Source organism: Cupriavidus mimosae (assembly GCF_023952485.1).
Taxonomy (GTDB): domain Bacteria; phylum Pseudomonadota; class Gammaproteobacteria; order Burkholderiales; family Burkholderiaceae; genus Cupriavidus; species Cupriavidus taiwanensis_C.
The window spans coordinates 175,065-192,034 of sequence record NZ_JALHRY010000003.1 but is presented as its reverse complement, the minus strand read 5'-3'; the positions used below and the strand labels follow the sequence as shown (position 1 = coordinate 192,034).

Annotated in this window: 15 protein-coding genes; 1 reads left to right on the top strand and 14 read right to left on the bottom strand. The window is 65.7% G+C overall.

The genetic code is table 11. The annotated features are described in order from the left end of the window. Positions 1 to 121 precede the first annotated feature (121 nt). A complete protein-coding gene (locus MKD50_RS07245) occupies positions 122 to 880 on the bottom strand; it encodes a sulfite exporter TauE/SafE family protein (RefSeq protein WP_252666734.1) in 759 nt (252 codons plus the stop codon). 77 nt (positions 881 to 957) lie between these two features. Here MKD50_RS07245 and fnr point away from each other — a divergent pair, with 77 nt between their 5' ends. Further along, positions 958 to 1,683 carry a fumarate/nitrate reduction transcriptional regulator Fnr gene (fnr, locus tag MKD50_RS07240; protein WP_115703605.1) on the top strand — a complete coding sequence of 242 codons (726 nt, stop codon included), beginning with the start codon at positions 958 to 960 and terminating at the stop codon, positions 1,681 to 1,683. A 56-nt stretch (positions 1,684 to 1,739) separates the two neighbouring features. Here the strand turns inward: fnr and MKD50_RS07235 are convergent, their stop codons facing one another. From MKD50_RS07235 to MKD50_RS07175, 13 genes are all read right to left on the bottom strand, one after another. Next, positions 1,740 to 1,985: a hypothetical protein gene (locus MKD50_RS07235; RefSeq protein WP_012353116.1), complete on the bottom strand. Its 246-nt coding sequence runs from the start codon at positions 1,983 to 1,985 to the stop codon at positions 1,740 to 1,742. Continuing rightward, positions 1,982 to 2,191, bottom strand: a complete 210-nt coding sequence (locus tag MKD50_RS07230; protein ID WP_115703607.1) for a hypothetical protein — start codon at positions 2,189 to 2,191, stop codon at positions 1,982 to 1,984. Before MKD50_RS07230 ends, MKD50_RS07235 begins: the two co-directional genes overlap by 4 nt. Positions 2,192 to 2,233: 42 nt before the next feature. Beyond that, positions 2,234 to 3,706 (bottom strand): cytochrome c oxidase accessory protein CcoG, encoded by a 1,473-nt coding sequence (gene ccoG, locus MKD50_RS07225; RefSeq protein WP_252666733.1) that lies wholly within the window; start codon positions 3,704 to 3,706, stop codon positions 2,234 to 2,236. A 49-nt stretch (positions 3,707 to 3,755) separates the two neighbouring features. Further along, positions 3,756 to 4,673 (bottom strand): cytochrome-c oxidase, cbb3-type subunit III, encoded by a 918-nt coding sequence (gene ccoP, locus MKD50_RS07220; protein WP_252666732.1) that lies wholly within the window; start codon positions 4,671 to 4,673, stop codon positions 3,756 to 3,758. A gap of 2 nt (positions 4,674 to 4,675) precedes the next feature. Continuing rightward, a complete protein-coding gene (locus tag MKD50_RS07215; protein WP_010809472.1) occupies positions 4,676 to 4,840 on the bottom strand; it encodes a cbb3-type cytochrome oxidase subunit 3 in 165 nt (54 codons plus the stop codon). A 3-nt stretch (positions 4,841 to 4,843) separates the two neighbouring features. Further along, a complete protein-coding gene (ccoO, locus tag MKD50_RS07210; protein WP_115703613.1) occupies positions 4,844 to 5,503 on the bottom strand; it encodes a cytochrome-c oxidase, cbb3-type subunit II in 660 nt (219 codons plus the stop codon). Positions 5,504 to 5,521: 18 nt separating this feature from the next. Then, positions 5,522 to 6,970, bottom strand: a complete 1,449-nt coding sequence (gene ccoN / locus MKD50_RS07205; protein WP_115703615.1) for a cytochrome-c oxidase, cbb3-type subunit I — start codon at positions 6,968 to 6,970, stop codon at positions 5,522 to 5,524. A 151-nt stretch (positions 6,971 to 7,121) separates the two neighbouring features. Further along, positions 7,122 to 7,268: a cbb3-type cytochrome oxidase assembly protein CcoS gene (ccoS, locus tag MKD50_RS07200; RefSeq protein WP_010809469.1), complete on the bottom strand. Its 147-nt coding sequence runs from the start codon at positions 7,266 to 7,268 to the stop codon at positions 7,122 to 7,124. A 2-nt stretch (positions 7,269 to 7,270) separates the two neighbouring features. Continuing rightward, positions 7,271 to 9,838 (bottom strand): heavy metal translocating P-type ATPase, encoded by a 2,568-nt coding sequence (locus tag MKD50_RS07195; protein ID WP_252666731.1) that lies wholly within the window; start codon positions 9,836 to 9,838, stop codon positions 7,271 to 7,273. Between the two features lie 104 nt (positions 9,839 to 9,942). Further along, positions 9,943 to 11,040: a cell division protein ZapE gene (gene zapE, locus MKD50_RS07190; protein WP_115703619.1), complete on the bottom strand. Its 1,098-nt coding sequence runs from the start codon at positions 11,038 to 11,040 to the stop codon at positions 9,943 to 9,945. Between the two features lie 88 nt (positions 11,041 to 11,128). Beyond that, positions 11,129 to 12,553 carry a dihydrolipoyl dehydrogenase gene (lpdA, locus tag MKD50_RS07185; RefSeq protein WP_115703621.1) on the bottom strand — a complete coding sequence of 475 codons (1,425 nt, stop codon included), beginning with the start codon at positions 12,551 to 12,553 and terminating at the stop codon, positions 11,129 to 11,131. Between the two features lie 102 nt (positions 12,554 to 12,655). Continuing rightward, positions 12,656 to 13,906 (bottom strand): 2-oxoglutarate dehydrogenase complex dihydrolipoyllysine-residue succinyltransferase, encoded by a 1,251-nt coding sequence (odhB, locus tag MKD50_RS07180; protein ID WP_116295514.1) that lies wholly within the window; start codon positions 13,904 to 13,906, stop codon positions 12,656 to 12,658. A gap of 88 nt (positions 13,907 to 13,994) precedes the next feature. Then, the gene (locus tag MKD50_RS07175) at positions 13,995 to 16,847 is read right to left on the bottom strand and encodes a 2-oxoglutarate dehydrogenase E1 component (protein ID WP_115703625.1); all 2,853 of its coding nucleotides are present in this window, start codon (positions 16,845 to 16,847) and stop codon (positions 13,995 to 13,997) included. Positions 16,848 to 16,970: the final 123 nt, after the last annotated feature.

Genomic DNA, 16,970 nt, shown 5'->3' with positions numbered 1-16,970 from the left:
GCAGCCTGTCTGACTCCGCGCGATACCGCAATGCTGGCGATTGTATGGCATTCCCGCCTCCGCCTGCAACCATCATCCTGCTTGCGCGGGGTGCCGGCGCCGCAGGATGCCGCGTGTGGCATCAAAACACCAGGCAAAAGCCCTGTTCCGCCAGCGAATGTGGCAGCAGCACCGCTCGCGCAATGCCAAGCCCGCCGAACGCCATCACGGCAAGACCAGCGCCCAGGCGCACGCCCGGTCGCCGCGACCACAGCCTGAGATAACCGGACAGCCCGGACAGCACCAGCAGGTTCGGCAGCGTGCCCAGCCCGAACACGCCCATCACCAGCGCGCCCGAGCCGGCATTTCCTGCCAGCAGCGCCAGCGTCAGCGCGCCGTAGACCATGCCGCACGGTACCAGCCCCCAGGCCAGGCCAACGCCATAACGCCGGGCCAGCCCGCCACGCGCCCGCACGAAGGCCGGCATCGCGCCAGCGAGCCCGCCAAGCCGGCCAGCCACCGCCGTGCCGGCGCGCGCCGCCAGCCGCTCCAGCCAGTTCACGGTAAAGGTACTGCCGCGCAGCAAGCGCCACCCCGACCACAGCAGCATCAGACTGCCTGCACCGAACAGCCAGCGCTGCACCGGCAGGTAATCCTGCCTCCAGGCGGTGGCGCCGGCGGCGCCCAGCGCGGCACCGAGCAGCATATAGGTGCTGATCCTGCCAAAGTGCATTACCAATAACTCGCCAAGCCAGGCAGTCCGGCTGCGCACCAGCGCGATCGGCGCTGCCTTGCGGCGCCGCTGCTCCACGGCCAGCGCCACCCCGCCGCACATTGCGGCGCAGTGCACGCCGCCCAGCAGAGCGAGCAGGAAAACGCTGATCAATACTCCAAATGTCAATTCTGTCTCCCTGCCGCATCACATCGCACGGTAAAATGTCCATATCGTGCCCCGCTGCCATTTCTAGCAGGTTCCAATTGCTCACCTCCATCCCCATTACCGAGATGTCGCCCCGCTGCTCCACCTGTGCGATGGGACAGCTGTGCCTTCCGGTTGGCATGTCGCAGCAAGACCTTGCCAAGATCGACACGCTGGTGCAGGAACGCATCCGCGTGCACAAGGGGGAAACCCTTTACCGCATGGGCGACCCGCTCACCGCGGTCTACGCCATCCGCTTCGGTACGCTCAAGACACATGTCACCACCGAAGACGGACGCTCGCAGATTACCGGGTTCCACCTGCCCGGTGAAATCGTCGGCCTCGACGGCCTGGGCGAGATGCAACATGCATCCGATGCGGCCGCGCTCGAAGATACCGAGGTATGCGTGGTCCGCATGAACGATCTGCAGACGCTGTCGGCCGACCTGCCGTCGCTGCAGCAGCAGTTCCTGCGCCTGATGGGCAAGGAAATCACGCACGACCAGCTGATGCTGGTCACACTCGGCTCGATGCGCGCCGAGGAACGCCTGGCCGCCTTCCTGATGAATTTGTCGGAGCGGCTGTCGGCGCGCGGTTATTCGGCGTCCGAGTTCGTGATGCGCATGAGCCGCGAAGAGATCGGCAGCTACCTCGGGCTGAAGCTCGAGACCGTCAGCCGCCTGTTCTCGCGCTTTGCCGAGGCCGGGCTGATCCAGATCCGCCAGCGGCATGTCAAGCTGATCGACATCGACGGCATCAAGCAACTCTACAGCCGTAGCTGCTGAGCCACCGCTGGCGTTGCCGCGCCAGCTGCAGGCGCCGGCAACGCGGTGGTCCTTCACTATTCCAGTTCGTCCGTATCCGCCAGCCGTGTCGGCATGGTGTACAGCGTCAGGCCGCTGGACAACGCACAGAACACCCACGCCAGCAGGAAGCCGACGGTATAGACCGACTCGCGCGACGATTCGATCGGATGGCCGAAGAATTTCAGGTCGCCCGGGTCGACGACGGAAAAAACCGTCGCCGTCGCCAGGCCCGCCATCAAGAAGCCCGGCCACAGCACCCACATCAGCCAGCGCAACCTCATGGCTGCCTCGCTGCCGCGGCCCTGGGCGGCACAACTTCCATCTTTTCCACCACCAGCCCATGCCGCGTCGCGCCCTGCACCGGCATGTCGGGATGCGCCGATGCCAGCCAGATCGTCACGCCGCACCCCACCATGGCCACCAGCGGACCGGCCATCAGCAGCCACGGCCACGGCTCCTTCCACCACGGATTGCCTTGCTGACTCATCTTGCCCCCTTCGTCTGGCGACTACGTCAGAGTCGCCTAGCTTCACAAATCGCGCGGCACGATAAAACTGGTGGATTGCCGGATTTCGGCATGCCCCTGCTCCGTGCCTTCGCTCGTTACCGTTACGTTGATCTTGTGCGTGCCCTGCCTGGCGGCCTCGATCGGCACGCGGATGCGGATCGGCAGTAGCCGGTTGGAGGTCGGCGCCAGCGATTCGGCCTGCTTGTCGTATTCGACCGTCAGGTCCTTCAGTTCATCGCTGTCGGCGCGCACGCGGATCTGCATCGCCGCTTCGGTGGTGTTGATCAACTGCAGCCGATAGACGTTTTCGATCCAGCGCCCTTCGACCTCCCGGCCCAGCGCACCGCGGTCGCGGATGATATCGACCTTCAGCGGCGTGCGCAGCATGATCGACGCCATGAAGCCGGCCAGCAGCGCCGCCCAGATCACCGAGTAGATGATCACGCGCGGGCGCAGCAAGCGCTTGCGCGATGCCCCGGCGGACAAGCCCTTGCGCATGGCGTTTTCCGAGGTGTACCGGATCAGCCCGCGCGGGTAGTCCATCTTGTCCATGACCTGGTTGCAGGCGTCGATGCAGGCGCCGCAGCCGATGCACTCGTACTGCAGGCCATCGCGGATGTCGATGCCGGTCGGACACACCTGCACGCAGATGCTGCAGTTGACGCAATCGCCCAGCCCGGCCTGGTGATGGTCGGTCTTGCGCGAGCGGCTGCCGCGCGGCTCGCCGCGGCCGACGTCATAGGTCACGACATAGGTATCGCGGTCCACCATCACGCTCTGGAAACGCGCGTAGGGACACATGTACTTGCACACCTGCTCGCGCATGAAGCCTGCGTTGCCCCACGTGGCGAAAGCATAGAACAGCATCCAGAACGCCTGCCAGGGCCCCAGCGACAGCGCCAGAACCTCGCCGCCCAGTTCGCGGATCGGCGCAAAGTAGCCGATGAACGTGAAGCCGGTCCAGAGTGCGATCAGTACCCAAAGGAAATGCTTGGTCACCTTGAGGCGGAGTTTGCGCAGGCTCCACGGATCCCCATCAAGGCGGATACGGGCGATGCGGTCGCCTTCGACGCGCCGCTCGATCCACATGAAGATCTCGGTATAGACCGTCTGCGGGCACGCGTAGCCGCAGAACAGCCGCCCCGCGATCGCCGTGAACAGGAACAGCGCCAGTGCCGAGATGACCAGCAGCACGGCCAGGTAGATGACGTCCTGCGGCCACAGCACCAGCCCGAAGATATAGAACTTGCGCTCACCAAGGTCGAACAGCACGGCCTGGCGTCCATTCCATTGGAGCCAGGGCGTGCCGTAGTAGATCAGCTGGGTCAGGATCACCAGCCAGACCCGCCAGCTGGAGAACGCGCCCTTCACCGAGCGGGGATAGATTTTGCGGCGGACCTCGTAAAGGGTTTCTTCCGAGGTCTCGCCCGGCGCCGCGGCCGACCGTTGCAGGTCGGCCGCCCGGGCCACTTCTTCGGTACCGGGCGCATTCATGGGCGAGTTCTCCCGCGAGCCTCGAGCGCTCGCTCACATGAGTCGTCGATCATTTCCCGGCTCCGCCTCCCGTATTGGACAATCCATACACATAGGCCGTCAGCATGCGGATGCGTTCGGGCGTCAGGATTTCCTCGTGTGCCGGCATATGGTTGTTGTGCCCCTTCAGGATGGCCTCGACGATGCTGGCTTCCGAGCTGCCATAGAGCCAGACGTTGTCCGACAGGTTCGGCGCACCGAGGGCCTGGTTGCCCTTGCCGCCGGCGCCATGGCATGCCGCGCAGGTGGTCTTGAACGCGCCTTCGCCACGCGACACACGGATCGGGTCCGACGAAAGCCCGGACAGCGAACGCACATACTGGGCCACGTCGCCCGCCTGCTTGGCATCGAGGGCAGCGCCAAACGGCGGCATCACGCCGTTGCGGCCCTTGGTGATGGTCTGGCTGATGGTTTCGGGCTCGCCGCCGTACAACCAGTCGTTATCGGTCAGGTTGGGGAAGCCCCGGCTGCCGCGCGCATCCGAGCCATGGCACTGCGCACAGTAGTTCAGGAACAGGCGCTGGCCGATCTCGCGCGCCTGCGGGTCCGCGGCCACCTGCTTGACGTCCATCTTCAGGTACTTGCCGTAGATCTCGTTCTGCATGCGTTCCTGCGCCGCCCGGTGCGCGGCCAGTTCGCCCTGCGTGGAGAACTTCAGCACGCCGGCGTACGAGCCCAGGCCGGGATACAGCACGAGGTAAGCGAGGCCGAAAATGCAGGCCAGCAGGAACATCCACATCCACCAGCGCGGCAGCGGGTTGTTCAGTTCACGCAGGTCGCCGTCCCAGACATGGCCCGTATCTGCCGTGCCACCGGGGGTCTTGGTGATCTTGCGTTGCGAAAACAGCAGCCATACGCACCAGACGATGCCGATGAGCGCGATGGCGGCAATGTAGTAACTCCAGAAATCGGAAATGAAATCGCTCATGGCTAGGTGTTCCGGCTCGATGTTGTCGTAGTTTCGTCAGGCAGCGCGAACGGCAGCATGGCGGATTCGCGGTTGGCGGCCTGGCGGCCGGCGGACCAGGCCCACCAGCAGATACCGAGGAAGACGACCATCGACACGACGGTCGCGATGGCGGTGATCATGGCCATGGCTTACTCCTTCGGCGCCGCTGCGGCGGCATCGACGCGCACGTTGCGGCGGTTGGTGCCGAGGCCCTGCAGGTAGGCAACCAGCGCGTCTTCCTCGGTCTTGCCTTTCAGCTCTTCCGGCGCCTTTGCGATTTCGGCGTCGGTGTACGGCACGCCCAGCTTGACCAGCGCGCGCATGCGCGCCTGGACATCATTGGTGGGCAACTCGGCCTTCTCCAGCCAGGGGTACGACGGCATCACGGATTCCGGCACCACGTCGCGCGGGTTGCGCAGGTGGATGCGCTGCCAGTCGTCGGAGTAGCGTCCGCCCACGCGTGCCAGATCGGGGCCGGTACGCTTGGAGCCCCACAGGAACGGATGGTCATAGACCGATTCGCCGGCGGTGGAGTAATGGCCGTAGCGCTCGGTCTCGGCCTGCAGCGTGCGCACCTGCTGCGAGTGGCAGCCGACGCAGCCTTCGCGGATATAGATATCACGCCCCATCAGCCGCAGCGGCGAATACGGCGTGATGCCCGGATCCGGCTCGGTGGTGGAGTGCTGGAAGAACAGCGGCACGATCTGGACCAGACCTGCGATGCTGACCACGAGGATCGTGCAGATGATCAGCCAGCCGATGTTCTTCTCCAGCGTTTCGTGGGAAAAGAAGCGTTGTTTGTCGGACATCTTTCTATCCTGGATTGATCAGTGGGCAGAGGCGGCGATGCTGGCCGGAATCGGCGCATCCACGGCGGGCTTGCCGGCTATGGTCTTGGCGATGTTGTAAGCCATCAGCAGCATGCCGGACAGGAAGCACATGCCACCCAGCAGGCGAATCAGATAGAACGGGTACTTGGCCTTGACCGCTTCGACGAAGGCGTAGGTCAACGTGCCGTCCGGCTGCGTGGCGCGCCACATCAGGCCTTCCATCACGCCCGCGATCCACATCGAGGCGATATACAGCACCACGCCGATGGTCGCGATCCAGAAGTGCCATTCGATCAGGCGCACGCTGTACATCTGCTTCTCGCCGAACAGCCGCGGGATCAGGTAGTAGAGCGAACCGATGGAGATCATCGCGACCCAGCCCAGCGCGCCGGAGTGCACGTGGCCGATGGTCCAGTCGGTGTAGTGCGACAGCGCGTTGACGGTCTTGATCGACATCATCGAGCCTTCGAACGTGGACATGCCGTAGAACGACAGCGCCACCACCAGGAACTTCAGGATCGGGTCGGTGCGCAGCTTGTGCCAGGCGCCCGACAGGGTCATGATGCCGTTGATCATGCCGCCCCAGGAGGGCGCCAGCAGGATCAGCGAGAACACCATGCCCAGCGACTGCGCCCAGTCGGGCAGCGCGGTGTACTGCAGATGGTGCGGGCCGGCCCACATGTAGGTGAAGTTCAGCGCCCAGAAGTGGACGATGGACAGGCGGTAGGAAAAGATCGGGCGCTCGGCCTGCTTGGGAATGAAGTAGTACATCATCCCCAGGAAGCTGGTGGTCAGGAAGAAGCCGACCGCGTTATGGCCGTACCACCACTGGATCATCGCGTCCTGCACGCCGGCATAGGCCGAGTAGGACTTCCACAGCGACACCGGCATCTCGATGTTGTTGACGATGTGGAGCAGCGCGATGGTCAGGATGTAGGCGCCGAAGAACCAGTTGGCGACGTAGATATGCCGGGTCTTGCGCTTGACGATGGTGCCGAAGAACACGATGGCATAGGCCACCCAGACCGCGGTGATCAGCAAGTCGATGGGCCATTCGAGTTCGGCGTATTCCTTCGAGCTGGTGATGCCCAGCGGCAGCGTGATGGCGGCGGCGACGATGACCAGTTGCCAGCCCCAGAACGTGAACGCGGCCAGCGGGCCGCAGAACAGGCGCGCCTGGCAGGTGCGCTGGACCACGTAGTAGGAGGTGGCAAACAGCGCGCTGCCGCCGAAGGCGAAGATCACCGCATTGGTATGCAGCGGACGCAGCCGGCCGAACGACAGCCACGGTGTATTGAAATTGAGTTCGGGCCAGATCAGCTGTGCTGCCAACAGCACGCCGACGGCCATGCCGACGATCCCCCAGACTACCGTCATGACAGCGAACTGTCTTACGACGCCGTAATTGAAGGTGTCGACGCGTGAAGACGCGGCAGTGACATCCATTCAGACCCCCAAAGCTTAGAGAAAATAAAAAACCTACTGACAGTGTGACTTTAGAAAAACCATGCCACCGGTGCGTTGATCTTTATCAAGCCGCTCCCGGCACGTCTTGAACCTGTGCGCGCAACGCGGGTCCGAGGCCCGGGCTGCGGGCTCACGGCTTGTCGTTGTCCAGCAGGATCGATTCGGCAGGCCGGTCCAGGTCGTCGTACTGCCCGGCATGAAGCGCCCACCACAGCGCGCCCGCGATGACCACCACGAGCACCAGGCTCATCGGCACCAGCAGGTAAAGCGTTTCCATCGTCAGGCTCCGTTCTGCCGCGGCTTGCCGGCACGCAGCAGGCGCCAGGCATTGGCGACCACCAGCAGCGACGACAGCGACATGCCGATGCCAGCCATCCAGGCCGTCACCAGCCCCGTTGCCGCCAGCGGAATGGCGACCACGTTGTAGAAAAAGGCCCAGCCCAGGTTCTGGCGCACCACCCGGCGGGTCTGGCGCGACACGGCCAGCGCGGTTGCGATCTCGGCCACGCCGCCGTGCGTCAGCACCGCGTCCGCGCCGGCCTGTGCCAGCGGCGCGCCGCTGCCGATGGCGATCGACACCTGCGCCTGCGCCAGCACCGGTGCGTCGTTGATGCCGTCGCCGACTGCCAGCACCACGGCCCCGCCCTGCTGCAACCGCGCCACGTAGATGCGCTTGCCTTCGGGCGTGACCTCGCCCGCAGCGCGGTCGATGCCGAAGTGACCGGCCCACCAGTGCACCGCGGCCATGTTGTCGCCCGACACAAGATGGCAGCGCACCCCCAATTCGCGCAGGCGCGCCAGCAGCATCGGCGTTTCCTGGCGCTCGACGTCGGCCAGGACGAAGCGCGCCAGCGGGCCGGTCTCGGCGCCGAGCCAGATCACGGTGGCGCCGGGATGCATCAGGTTGTCAGCAGCGGCCGGATCAGTTTGACCAGCGCCGCCGAGCGCAAAGACAAAATCGGCACGGCCGAGGCGCAGGCGGCGGCCCGCTACCACCGCCTCGAGGCCGTGGCCGGGCACGTTGCGCATGTCGCTGGCCGGCAGCGACTGGCCGGCGGAATCCGGCGCCGCCGCCACCAGCGCGCGTGCGATCGGATGCTCGCCACCGCGCTCCATCGCCGCGGCCAGGGCCAGGCATCGGGCAGAATCGGTGTCTCCCAGCGGCTCGACCGCCGCCACGGCAAAGCGGCCCTCGGTCAGCGTGCCGGTCTTGTCGAGCACCACGTCGGTGACGCGGGCCAGCGTTTCCAGCGCGTGGCCGCGCGCCAGCAGCACGCCACGGCGCGACAGCGCCGCGCCGGCCGCGGCCAGTGCCGCGGGCGTGGCCAGCGACAAGGCGCACGGGCAGCTCACCACCAGCACCGCGATCGTCACCAGCAAGGCCCGCGACGGATCGATCCAGAGGCCCCAGACCATGCCGGTCAGTGCCGCCAGCAACAGCAGCGTCGCCACGAACCAGCCCGCGACGCGGTCGGCCAGCGTCGCCAGGCGCGGCTTCTCGGCCAGCGCGCGGTCCAGCACCGCGACGATCTCGGCCAGGCGGGTGCCGGCGCCGACGCGCGTCACCCGCAGTTCCAGCGGGCTGGCCGTATTGAAGCTGCCGGCCAGCACAGTGTCGCCGGCGGCGCGGCGCACCGGGCGGCTTTCGCCGGTCAGCATGGATTCATCGAGTTCACTGGTGCCTGAGGTGACTGCGCCATCCGCCGGGACGATCTCCCCCGCCTTGACGCGGATCAGGTCGCCCGCGCGCAGGCGCGCCACCGGGATGCGCTCGCCCGCCGCGCCGGCCGCAACCAGCCGCTCGCACGTGGCGGGTAACTGGCGCGCCAGCATTTCGGCACCGCTGCGCGAGGCCTGGCGCACCCGCAATTCCAGGTAACGGGCCAGCAGCAGGAAGGCGACGAACATCGTCACGGAATCGAAATAGACCTCGCCCACGCCGCGCACCGTGGCCAGCGCACTGGCGGCAAAGCCCGCGGCGACGCCGATCGCCACCGGCACGTCCATGCCCATATGGCGCTGGCGCAGGCTGCGCCAGGCGCCGGCAAAGATTGGCGAGGCGGCATAGCACACCACCGGCAAGGTCAGCGCGAAGCTGGCCCAGCGCATCAGCTGCAGCTGGCCGGGATCGATGGTGGCCTCGTGGGTGTAGATCGGCCACGCGTACATCATCACCTGCATCATGCCGAGCATGGCCACTGCCATGCGCATCAGCAGGCCGCGGCGCGCGCGGCGGTCCTGCTGGTCGGTGCGCGAGACTTCGAAGGGCCAGGCCATGTAGCCGATGCCGGCCAGCGCGGCCAGCAGCCCCGACACCGTCTGGGCGCCGTCGCGCCAGCGCACCACTACGCGCCGCGTGGCGACGTTGGCCACTGCGGACTCGACGCCCGGCTGGCGGCTGAGATGCTGTTCGATCAGCCAGGCGCAGGCGGCGCAGCGGATGTTCTCGGGAGCCAGCGTGATCTCGGCGCGGCCGCCGTCGAGCGGGCGGACAAACTGCGCGCGCAGTTCCGGGGCATCGTAGGCGTCCCAGATCGGCTCGGCTTCGCGCCGGGCTTCGTCGTCGATGGGCCGGGCGAAACGGGCTTCGTTGCCGTACAGGTGGGCAAAGCCGGCGGCATGGAGGGTCTGCGCCAGGGCCTGGCAACCGCCGCAGCAGAAAACCCGGCGGCTTCCGTCCAGGTCGGCGGCGAGCGGCGCGGCATCGGTGACCGGCAATCCGCAATGGAAGCAGGCCAGCGATGCGGCGGCGGCGCGCGCGGCCGTGCCGGCGCCATCGTGCCCGCCGGGCGGCGGGAATGGCGCCAGCAAGCTGGCGGAAGGACTGGTGGCTGGGGGCGGCGACATGGGAAGCTTTTTTTACCCAGTCGAGGATATAGACCGCCCCCCATTTCCAACTTGATATAGATCAAGGCGGCCCGGCTATCGTTGCGCCGGGCATGAAACACCACTCAGGTAAGCGTCGTATCCATGGCGCGGCGCTCGGATTCCAGGTACTCGCGCGACTGCATCTCGATGATGCGGGACACGGTGCGATGGAATTCGTTGGCCATCTGGCCTTCTGTATAGAGTTCGTCGGCAGGCACTTCCGCCGACATCAGCAGCTTGACCTTGTGGTCGTAGAAGACGTCGATCAGCCAGGTAAAGCGGCGTGCCTCGGACGACATGCGCGGCGTCATGCGTGGCACGTCGGACAGGATCACCGTATGAAATTGCGAGGCCAGTTCCAGGTAGTCATTCTGCGAACGCGGGCCGCCGCAGAGCGTGGCGAAGTCGAACCAGACCACCCCGTTGGCCTTGCGCAGCGAGCGCAGTTCGCGGTGCTCGATATGCAGCAGCGGAGACTCGTCGGCCACGCCGGCAATGGAAGTGAACGCATCCCGCAGCGCCGAGTTGGCCTTGGCGTCCAGCGGGGTGTGGTAGGCCTGCACCTGTTCCAGCGCGCGCTTGCGGTAGTCGATGCCGGCATCGACATTGAGCACGTCCATCTTCTGCTGGATCAGCGCGATGGCCGGCAGCACGCGGTCGCGGTGCAAGCCATCTGTGTATAGCAGGTCGGGCCGGTAGTTGGAGGTCATCACGAACTGCACGCCGTTGTCGAACAGCTGCTGCAGCAGGCGATGCAGGATCATCGCGTCGGCGACGTCGCTGACATGGAATTCATCGAAGCAGATCAGGCGGAAACGGCGCGCAATGCGCCTGGCCAGTTCGTCGAGGGGGTCGGGACGGCCACGCAGTTCTTCCAGCTGGCGGTGCACCTCGCGCATGAATTCATGGAAATGCAGCCGCGTCTTGCGTACCACCGGCACGCAGGTATAGAAGCTGTCCATCAGGAACGACTTGCCGCGCCCCACCCCGCCCCACATATAGACCCCCTGCGGCACATCGGGGCGCACCAGCAGCTTCTTCAGCGCGTTGTTGCGGCGCCCCTTGTAGGCGACCCATTCGTCGTAGCACTGCTGCAGCCGGGCCACGGCGCGCAGCTGGGCCTCGTCGGACTGGTAGCCGCGCTCCTTCAGTTCCTTCTCGTAGTACTCGGTGACGTTCATGCTCGGGGCTCACGCGGCACGGGCCGCAAGTGAAAACGGCGCGCCGCAGAACGGCGCGCCGGTACTCAGGCAGCGGCGGACATGCGCCTTACATATTAAGCTGACGCTTGTCGACGGCCAGCGCGGCTTCGCGCATGACTTCCGACATCGACGGGTGCGGATGGCAGACGCGGCCGATATCTTCGCTGGCGGCCTTGAACTCCATCGCCACCACGGCTTCGGCGATCAGGTCCGAGGCGTTGGCGGCAACGATGTGCACGCCCAGGATCTCGTCGGTCTTGGCGTCAGCCAGCATCTTGACGAAGCCGTCGGCGTGGCCCATGCCCAGCGCACGGCCGTTGGCCATGAACGGGAACTGGCCGGCCTTGAACTCGCGGCCTTCGGCCTTGAGCTGGGCTTCGGTCTTGCCGACCCATGCGATTTCCGGGAAGGTGTAGATCACCCACGGAACGCAGTTGTAGTCGATATGCGGCTTCTGGCCGGCGATGCGCTCGGCCACGGCCACGCCCTCATCCTCGGCCTTGTGCGCCAGCATCGGGCCGCGCACCACGTCGCCAATGGCCCACAGGCCCGGCACCTTGGTGGCGCAATGGTCGTCCACCTCGATAAAGCCGCGCTGATCGACCGCCAGGCCGACTGCGTCCAGGCCCAGGTTGTCGGTATTCGGCACGCGTCCGACCGACACGATCAGGCGATCGACTTCCAGCGTCTGGGCCGCGCCATCCTTGTCGGTGTACTTGACCGTCACGCCCTTCTTGCCCGAAGTGACTTCGTCCACCTTCACGCCGAGGCTGAACTTCAGGCCCTGCTTGGTCAGCTGCTTCTGCGCTTCCTTCGCCACGCCTTCGTCGGCGGCGCCCAGGAAGGCGGGCAGCGCTTCCAGCACGGTCACGTCCGAACCCAGGCGGCGCCACACCGAACCCAGCTCCAGGCCGATCACGCCGGCGCCGATCACGCCCAGCTTCTTCGGCACCGACGGGAACTTGAGCGCGCCTTCGTTATCGCTGACGAGGTCGTTGTCGACGGTGATGCCGGGCAGGTGGCGGGCCTTCGAACCGGTGGCGATGATGACCTGCTTGGCGGTCACGACTTCGCCGGCGATCTCGACCTGGAAGCCCTCGGCGCTCTTGCCGACGAACTTGCCGTAGCCCTTGAGCAGCGTCACCTTGTTCTTGCGGAACAGGAACTCGATGCCCTTGGTCATCTTGCCGACGATATCGTCCTTGCGCTTGAGCATCTTGGCCACGTCGACCTTGACGTCGCCCACGGTGATGCCGTGGTCGCCCAGGTGGTGCTGGACGTTCTCGAACTCTTCCGAGGAAGCCAGCAGCGCCTTGGAGGGAATGCAGCCCACGTTCAGGCAGGTGCCGCCCAGGCGCGCTTCGCCCTTGGGATCGTCATACGCATTGCCTTCGCAGCAGGCCACGTTCAGGCCCAGCTGGCCGGCACGGATGGCGGCGATATAGCCGCCGGGGCCGGCGCCGATCACCAGCACGTCGAATTGTTTGCTCATGGAAATTCCTTGTTGGGCGCCGGCGGCAACTTGTGCCGGCGCGCCGTGATCACGGTAGCGCGCTCCCCGCGCACGCCAGCGCGTGCGCGGAGGGACCGGCTGTTACAGGTCCAGCAGCAGGCGCGCCGGATCTTCCAGTGCGTCCTTCATGGCGACCAGGCCCAGCACGGCTTCGCGGCCGTCGATGATGCGGTGGTCGTAGGACATCGCCAGGTAGTTCATCGGGCGGATCACGATCTGGCCGTCTTCCACCACCGGGCGGTCCTTGGTGGCGTGCACGCCCAGGATGGCCGACTGCGGCGGGTTGATGATCGGGGTCGACAGCATCGAGCCGAACACGCCGCCGTTGGAGATCGAGAAGGTGCCGCCGCTCAGTTCTTCCAGCGACAGCTTGCCGTCACGGGCCTTGACGCCGAACTCGGCGATCTTCTTCTCGATGTCGGCCAGGCTCATCTGGTCGGCGTTGCGCAGGATCGGCACCACCAGGCCACGCGGCGAACCGACGGCGATACCGATGTCGAAGTAGCCGTGGTAGACGATGTCGTTGCCGTCGATCGAGGCGTTGATCAGCGGGAACTTCTTCAGTGCGTGGACCGCGGCCTTGACGAAGAACGACATGAAGCCCAGCTTCACGCCGTGTTCCTTCTCGAAGCGGTCCTTGTACTTGTTGCGCAGGTCCATCACCGGCTTCATGTTCACTTCATTGAAGGTGGTGAGGATGGCGTTGGTGGCTTGCGACTGCAGCAGGCGCTCGGCGATACGGGCACGCAGGCGGCTCATCGGCACGCGCTCTTCCGGGCGGTCGCCCAGGGCGGCGAAGTCGACCGGGGCCGAAACCTGCTGCAGGGCCGGCTTGGCGGCCGGGGCCGGAGCGGCCTTGGCGGCGGGGGCCGGCGCGGCGGCCGCGCCCAGCACGTCGCCCTTGGTGATGCGGCCGTCCTTGCCGGTGCCGGCAACCTGGCCAGCCGACAGGCCGGCTTCGGCCATCAGCTTGGCGGCCGACGGCATCGCCACGGCGCCGGCGGCAGCCGGAGCGGCGGCAGCGGCCGGGGCCGGGGCGGCGGCAGCCGGAGCCGGTGCAGCGGCAGCCGGGGCGGCGGCGCCAGCGGTGGCTTCGGTGTCGATCTTGGCGATGATTTCATCGGCCACGACGGTGTCGCCATCGTTCTTGACGATGATCGACAGCACGCCGGCCGACGGGGCCGGTACTTCCAGCACGACCTTGTCGGTTTCGATTTCGATCAGGATCTCGTCCTGGGCAACGGCTTCGCCTGGCTTCTTCTTCCAGTTGAGCATGGTCGCTTCGGCGACCGATTCGGAGAGTTGCGGAACCTTGACGTCAACGATAGCCATGGTGGTGAATTCCTCGTGTTATGCGTGTTGTCGTGATGCTGGCGATGCCACGGCGGCGCCTGCGCGCGCCGCCGTGGCTGCCGACTGATTACTTGGTCAGAACAAAGCCCTTGAGCTTGCCGAAGGCCGCGTCCAGCAGCGCCTTCTGTTGCTCGTTGTGCTTTGCGTAGTAGCCCACCGCCGGCGAAGCCGAAGCGGGGCGACCGGCATAACCGAGCTTCTGGCCGTCCGTCATGTTTTCCATGATGTAGTGCTGCACGAAGAACCAGGCGCCCTGGTTCTGCGGCTCGTCCTGGCACCACAGGATTTCGTTGGCGTTCGGGTACTTCTTCAGTTCCGCGGCCAGCGCCTTGTGCGGGAACGGGTACAGCTGTTCCAGGCGGATGATCGCGGTGTCGCTGGCCTCGCGTTCCTTGCGCGTGTTGACCAGGTCGTAGTAGACCTTGCCCGAACACATGATGACGCGCTTGACCTTGCCGGCGTTCAGCTCTTCCTGGTCGGCGATGACGGTCTCGAAGTGGCCCTTGGCCAGGTCCGACAGCGGCGAAACGGCGTCCTTGTTACGCAGCAGCGACTTCGGCGTCATGATCACCAGCGGCTTGCGGAACAGGCGGATCATCTGGCGGCGCAGCAGGTGGAAGATCTGGGCCGGCGTGGTCGGCTGGCAGACCTGCATGTTGTGGTCCGCGCAAAGCTGCAGAAAACGCTCGATACGGGCCGAGCTGTGTTCCGGACCCTGGCCTTCGTAGCCGTGCGGCAGCATCAGCGTCAGGCCCGAGGCACGGCCCCACTTCACTTCACCGGACGAGATGAACTGGTCGATCACCACCTGGGCGCCGTTGACGAAGTCGCCGAACTGGGCTTCCCAGATCACCAGCGCGTTCGGTTCGGCCGCAGAGTAGCCGTATTCGAAGCCGAGCACGGCTTCTTCGGACAGCACCGAGTCGATCACCGTGAACGGTGCCTGGTTTTCCGACACGTTCTGCAGCGGCACGTAGCTGCCGGCATCCCAGCGCTCGCGCGCCTGGTCGTGCAGCACGGCGTGGCGGTGGGTGAAGGTGCCACGGCCGGCGTCCTGGCCGGTGATACGCACCGGATAGCCCGACGACACCAGCGAGGCAAAAGCCAGGTGCTCGCCCATGCCCCAGTCCAGCGGCTGGTCGCCACGGCCCATGTTGGCGCGGTCCTTGACGACCTTCTCGACCAGCGGGTGCAGCTTCAGCGTCTCGGGCGTGGTGGTGATGCGTTCAGCCAGGCGCTTCAGTTCGGTCACCGGCACCGCGGTGTCGGCGGCATCGGTCCACTTGCGGTTCAGGAACGGCATCCAGTCGACGGCGAACTTGTTCTTGAAGTTCGACAGGACGGGGTCGGCGGTGTGCTTGCCGGCGTCCATCGCGGCGCGGTATTCCTTGACCTTCTCGTCGCCGAATTCGGCCGGCACCAGCTTCTGCGCGGCCAGCTTGTCGGCGTACAGCTTGCGCGTGCCGGGGTGCTGGGCGATCTTCTTGTACATCAGCGGCTGCGTTACCGCCGGGGTGTCCTGCTCGTTATGGCCCAGCTTGCGGAAGCAGATGATGTCGACCACGACATCCTTGTTGAACTCCATGCGGAAGTCCACGGCCAGCTGCATGGCGTACACCACGGCTTCGGGATCGTCGCCGTTCACGTGCAGCACCGGCGCCTCGATCATCTTGACCACGTCCGTGCAGTACAGCGTCGAACGCGCGTCGCGCGGGTCCGAGGTAGTGAAGCCGATCTGGTTGTTGATGACGATGTGCATCGAGCCGCCCGTGCCGTAGCCGCGGGTCTGCGCGAGGTTCAGCGTCTCCATCACCACGCCCTGGCCGGCAAAGGCCGCGTCGCCGTGCACCTGCACCGGCAGCACTTCCTTGTGGCCGACTTCGCCGCGGCGTTCCTGGCGGGCCTTGGCCGAGCCTTCGACCACCGGGTTGACGATTTCCAGGTGCGACGGGTTGAACGCCAGCGACAGGTGGACCGGGCCGCCTTCGGTCGAGACGTCGCTCGAGAAGCCCTTGTGGTACTTGACGTCGCCAGCCGGCAGGTCGTCGACGTGCTTGCCTTCGAACTCGGCGAACAGGTCGGCGGGCATCTTGCCCAGGGTGTTGACCAGCACGTTCAGGCGGCCGCGGTGGGCCATGCCGATCACGATTTCCTGCACGCCCTTGCTGCCGGCGTGCTGGATCAGCTCGTCCATGGCGGCGATGAAGCTCTCGCCGCCTTCCAGGGAGAAGCGCTTCTGGCCGACATACTTGGTGTGCAGGAAGCGCTCCAGGCCTTCGGCCGCGGTCAGGCGGTCAAGGATGTGCTTCTTCTTTTCCAGCGTGAACACCGGCTTGGAACGCGTGGTTTCCAGGCGCTCCTGCCACCAGCGCTTCTGCGCCTGGTCGCTCACATACATGAATTCGAAGCCGATGGTGCCGCAGTAGGTTTCGCGCAGGTTGTTGAGCAGCTCGCGCAGGCTCATCGACTCCTTGCCGAAGTAGGTATTGCTGGCATTGAAGACGATGTCGAGATCGGCTTCGGAAAAACCGTAGAAGGCCGGGTCCAGATCCGGCAGGGGCGGACGCTCCTGGCGCTTGAGCGGGTCCAGGTCGGCCCAGTGCGAACCGATGTTGCGGTAGGCGGCAATCAGCTGCGTGGCAGCGACGCGCTTGCGGCCCATGTCGGAATCGGCCGATGCAACGATGGTGCGGATGGGGCCTTGCTTGGCGCGCTCGGCGAACGAGGCAACGATAGGAGCGTGGGCGATATCCCGGCCGTTCGAGCCGTCGACGGCGGGAACGTTCTGCATCGCGTCGAAGTACGCGCGCCAATTATCGGGAACCGAGGCGGGATTCTGGAGATAGGCTTCGTACAGTTCTTCGACATAGGGGGCGTTACCGCCGAAGAGGTACGAATTGCTCTGATACTGCTGCATCATGGGACGCTCACTTTTCTCCGGGTCTGCCGGAGTTCAGCGGGTTATTCAACCTTCCGCGACACGGCTTGACCGGTTAGCGGATCGCAAACAACTCTTGGGAGCCAAAGGAGGCACTTACGCAAA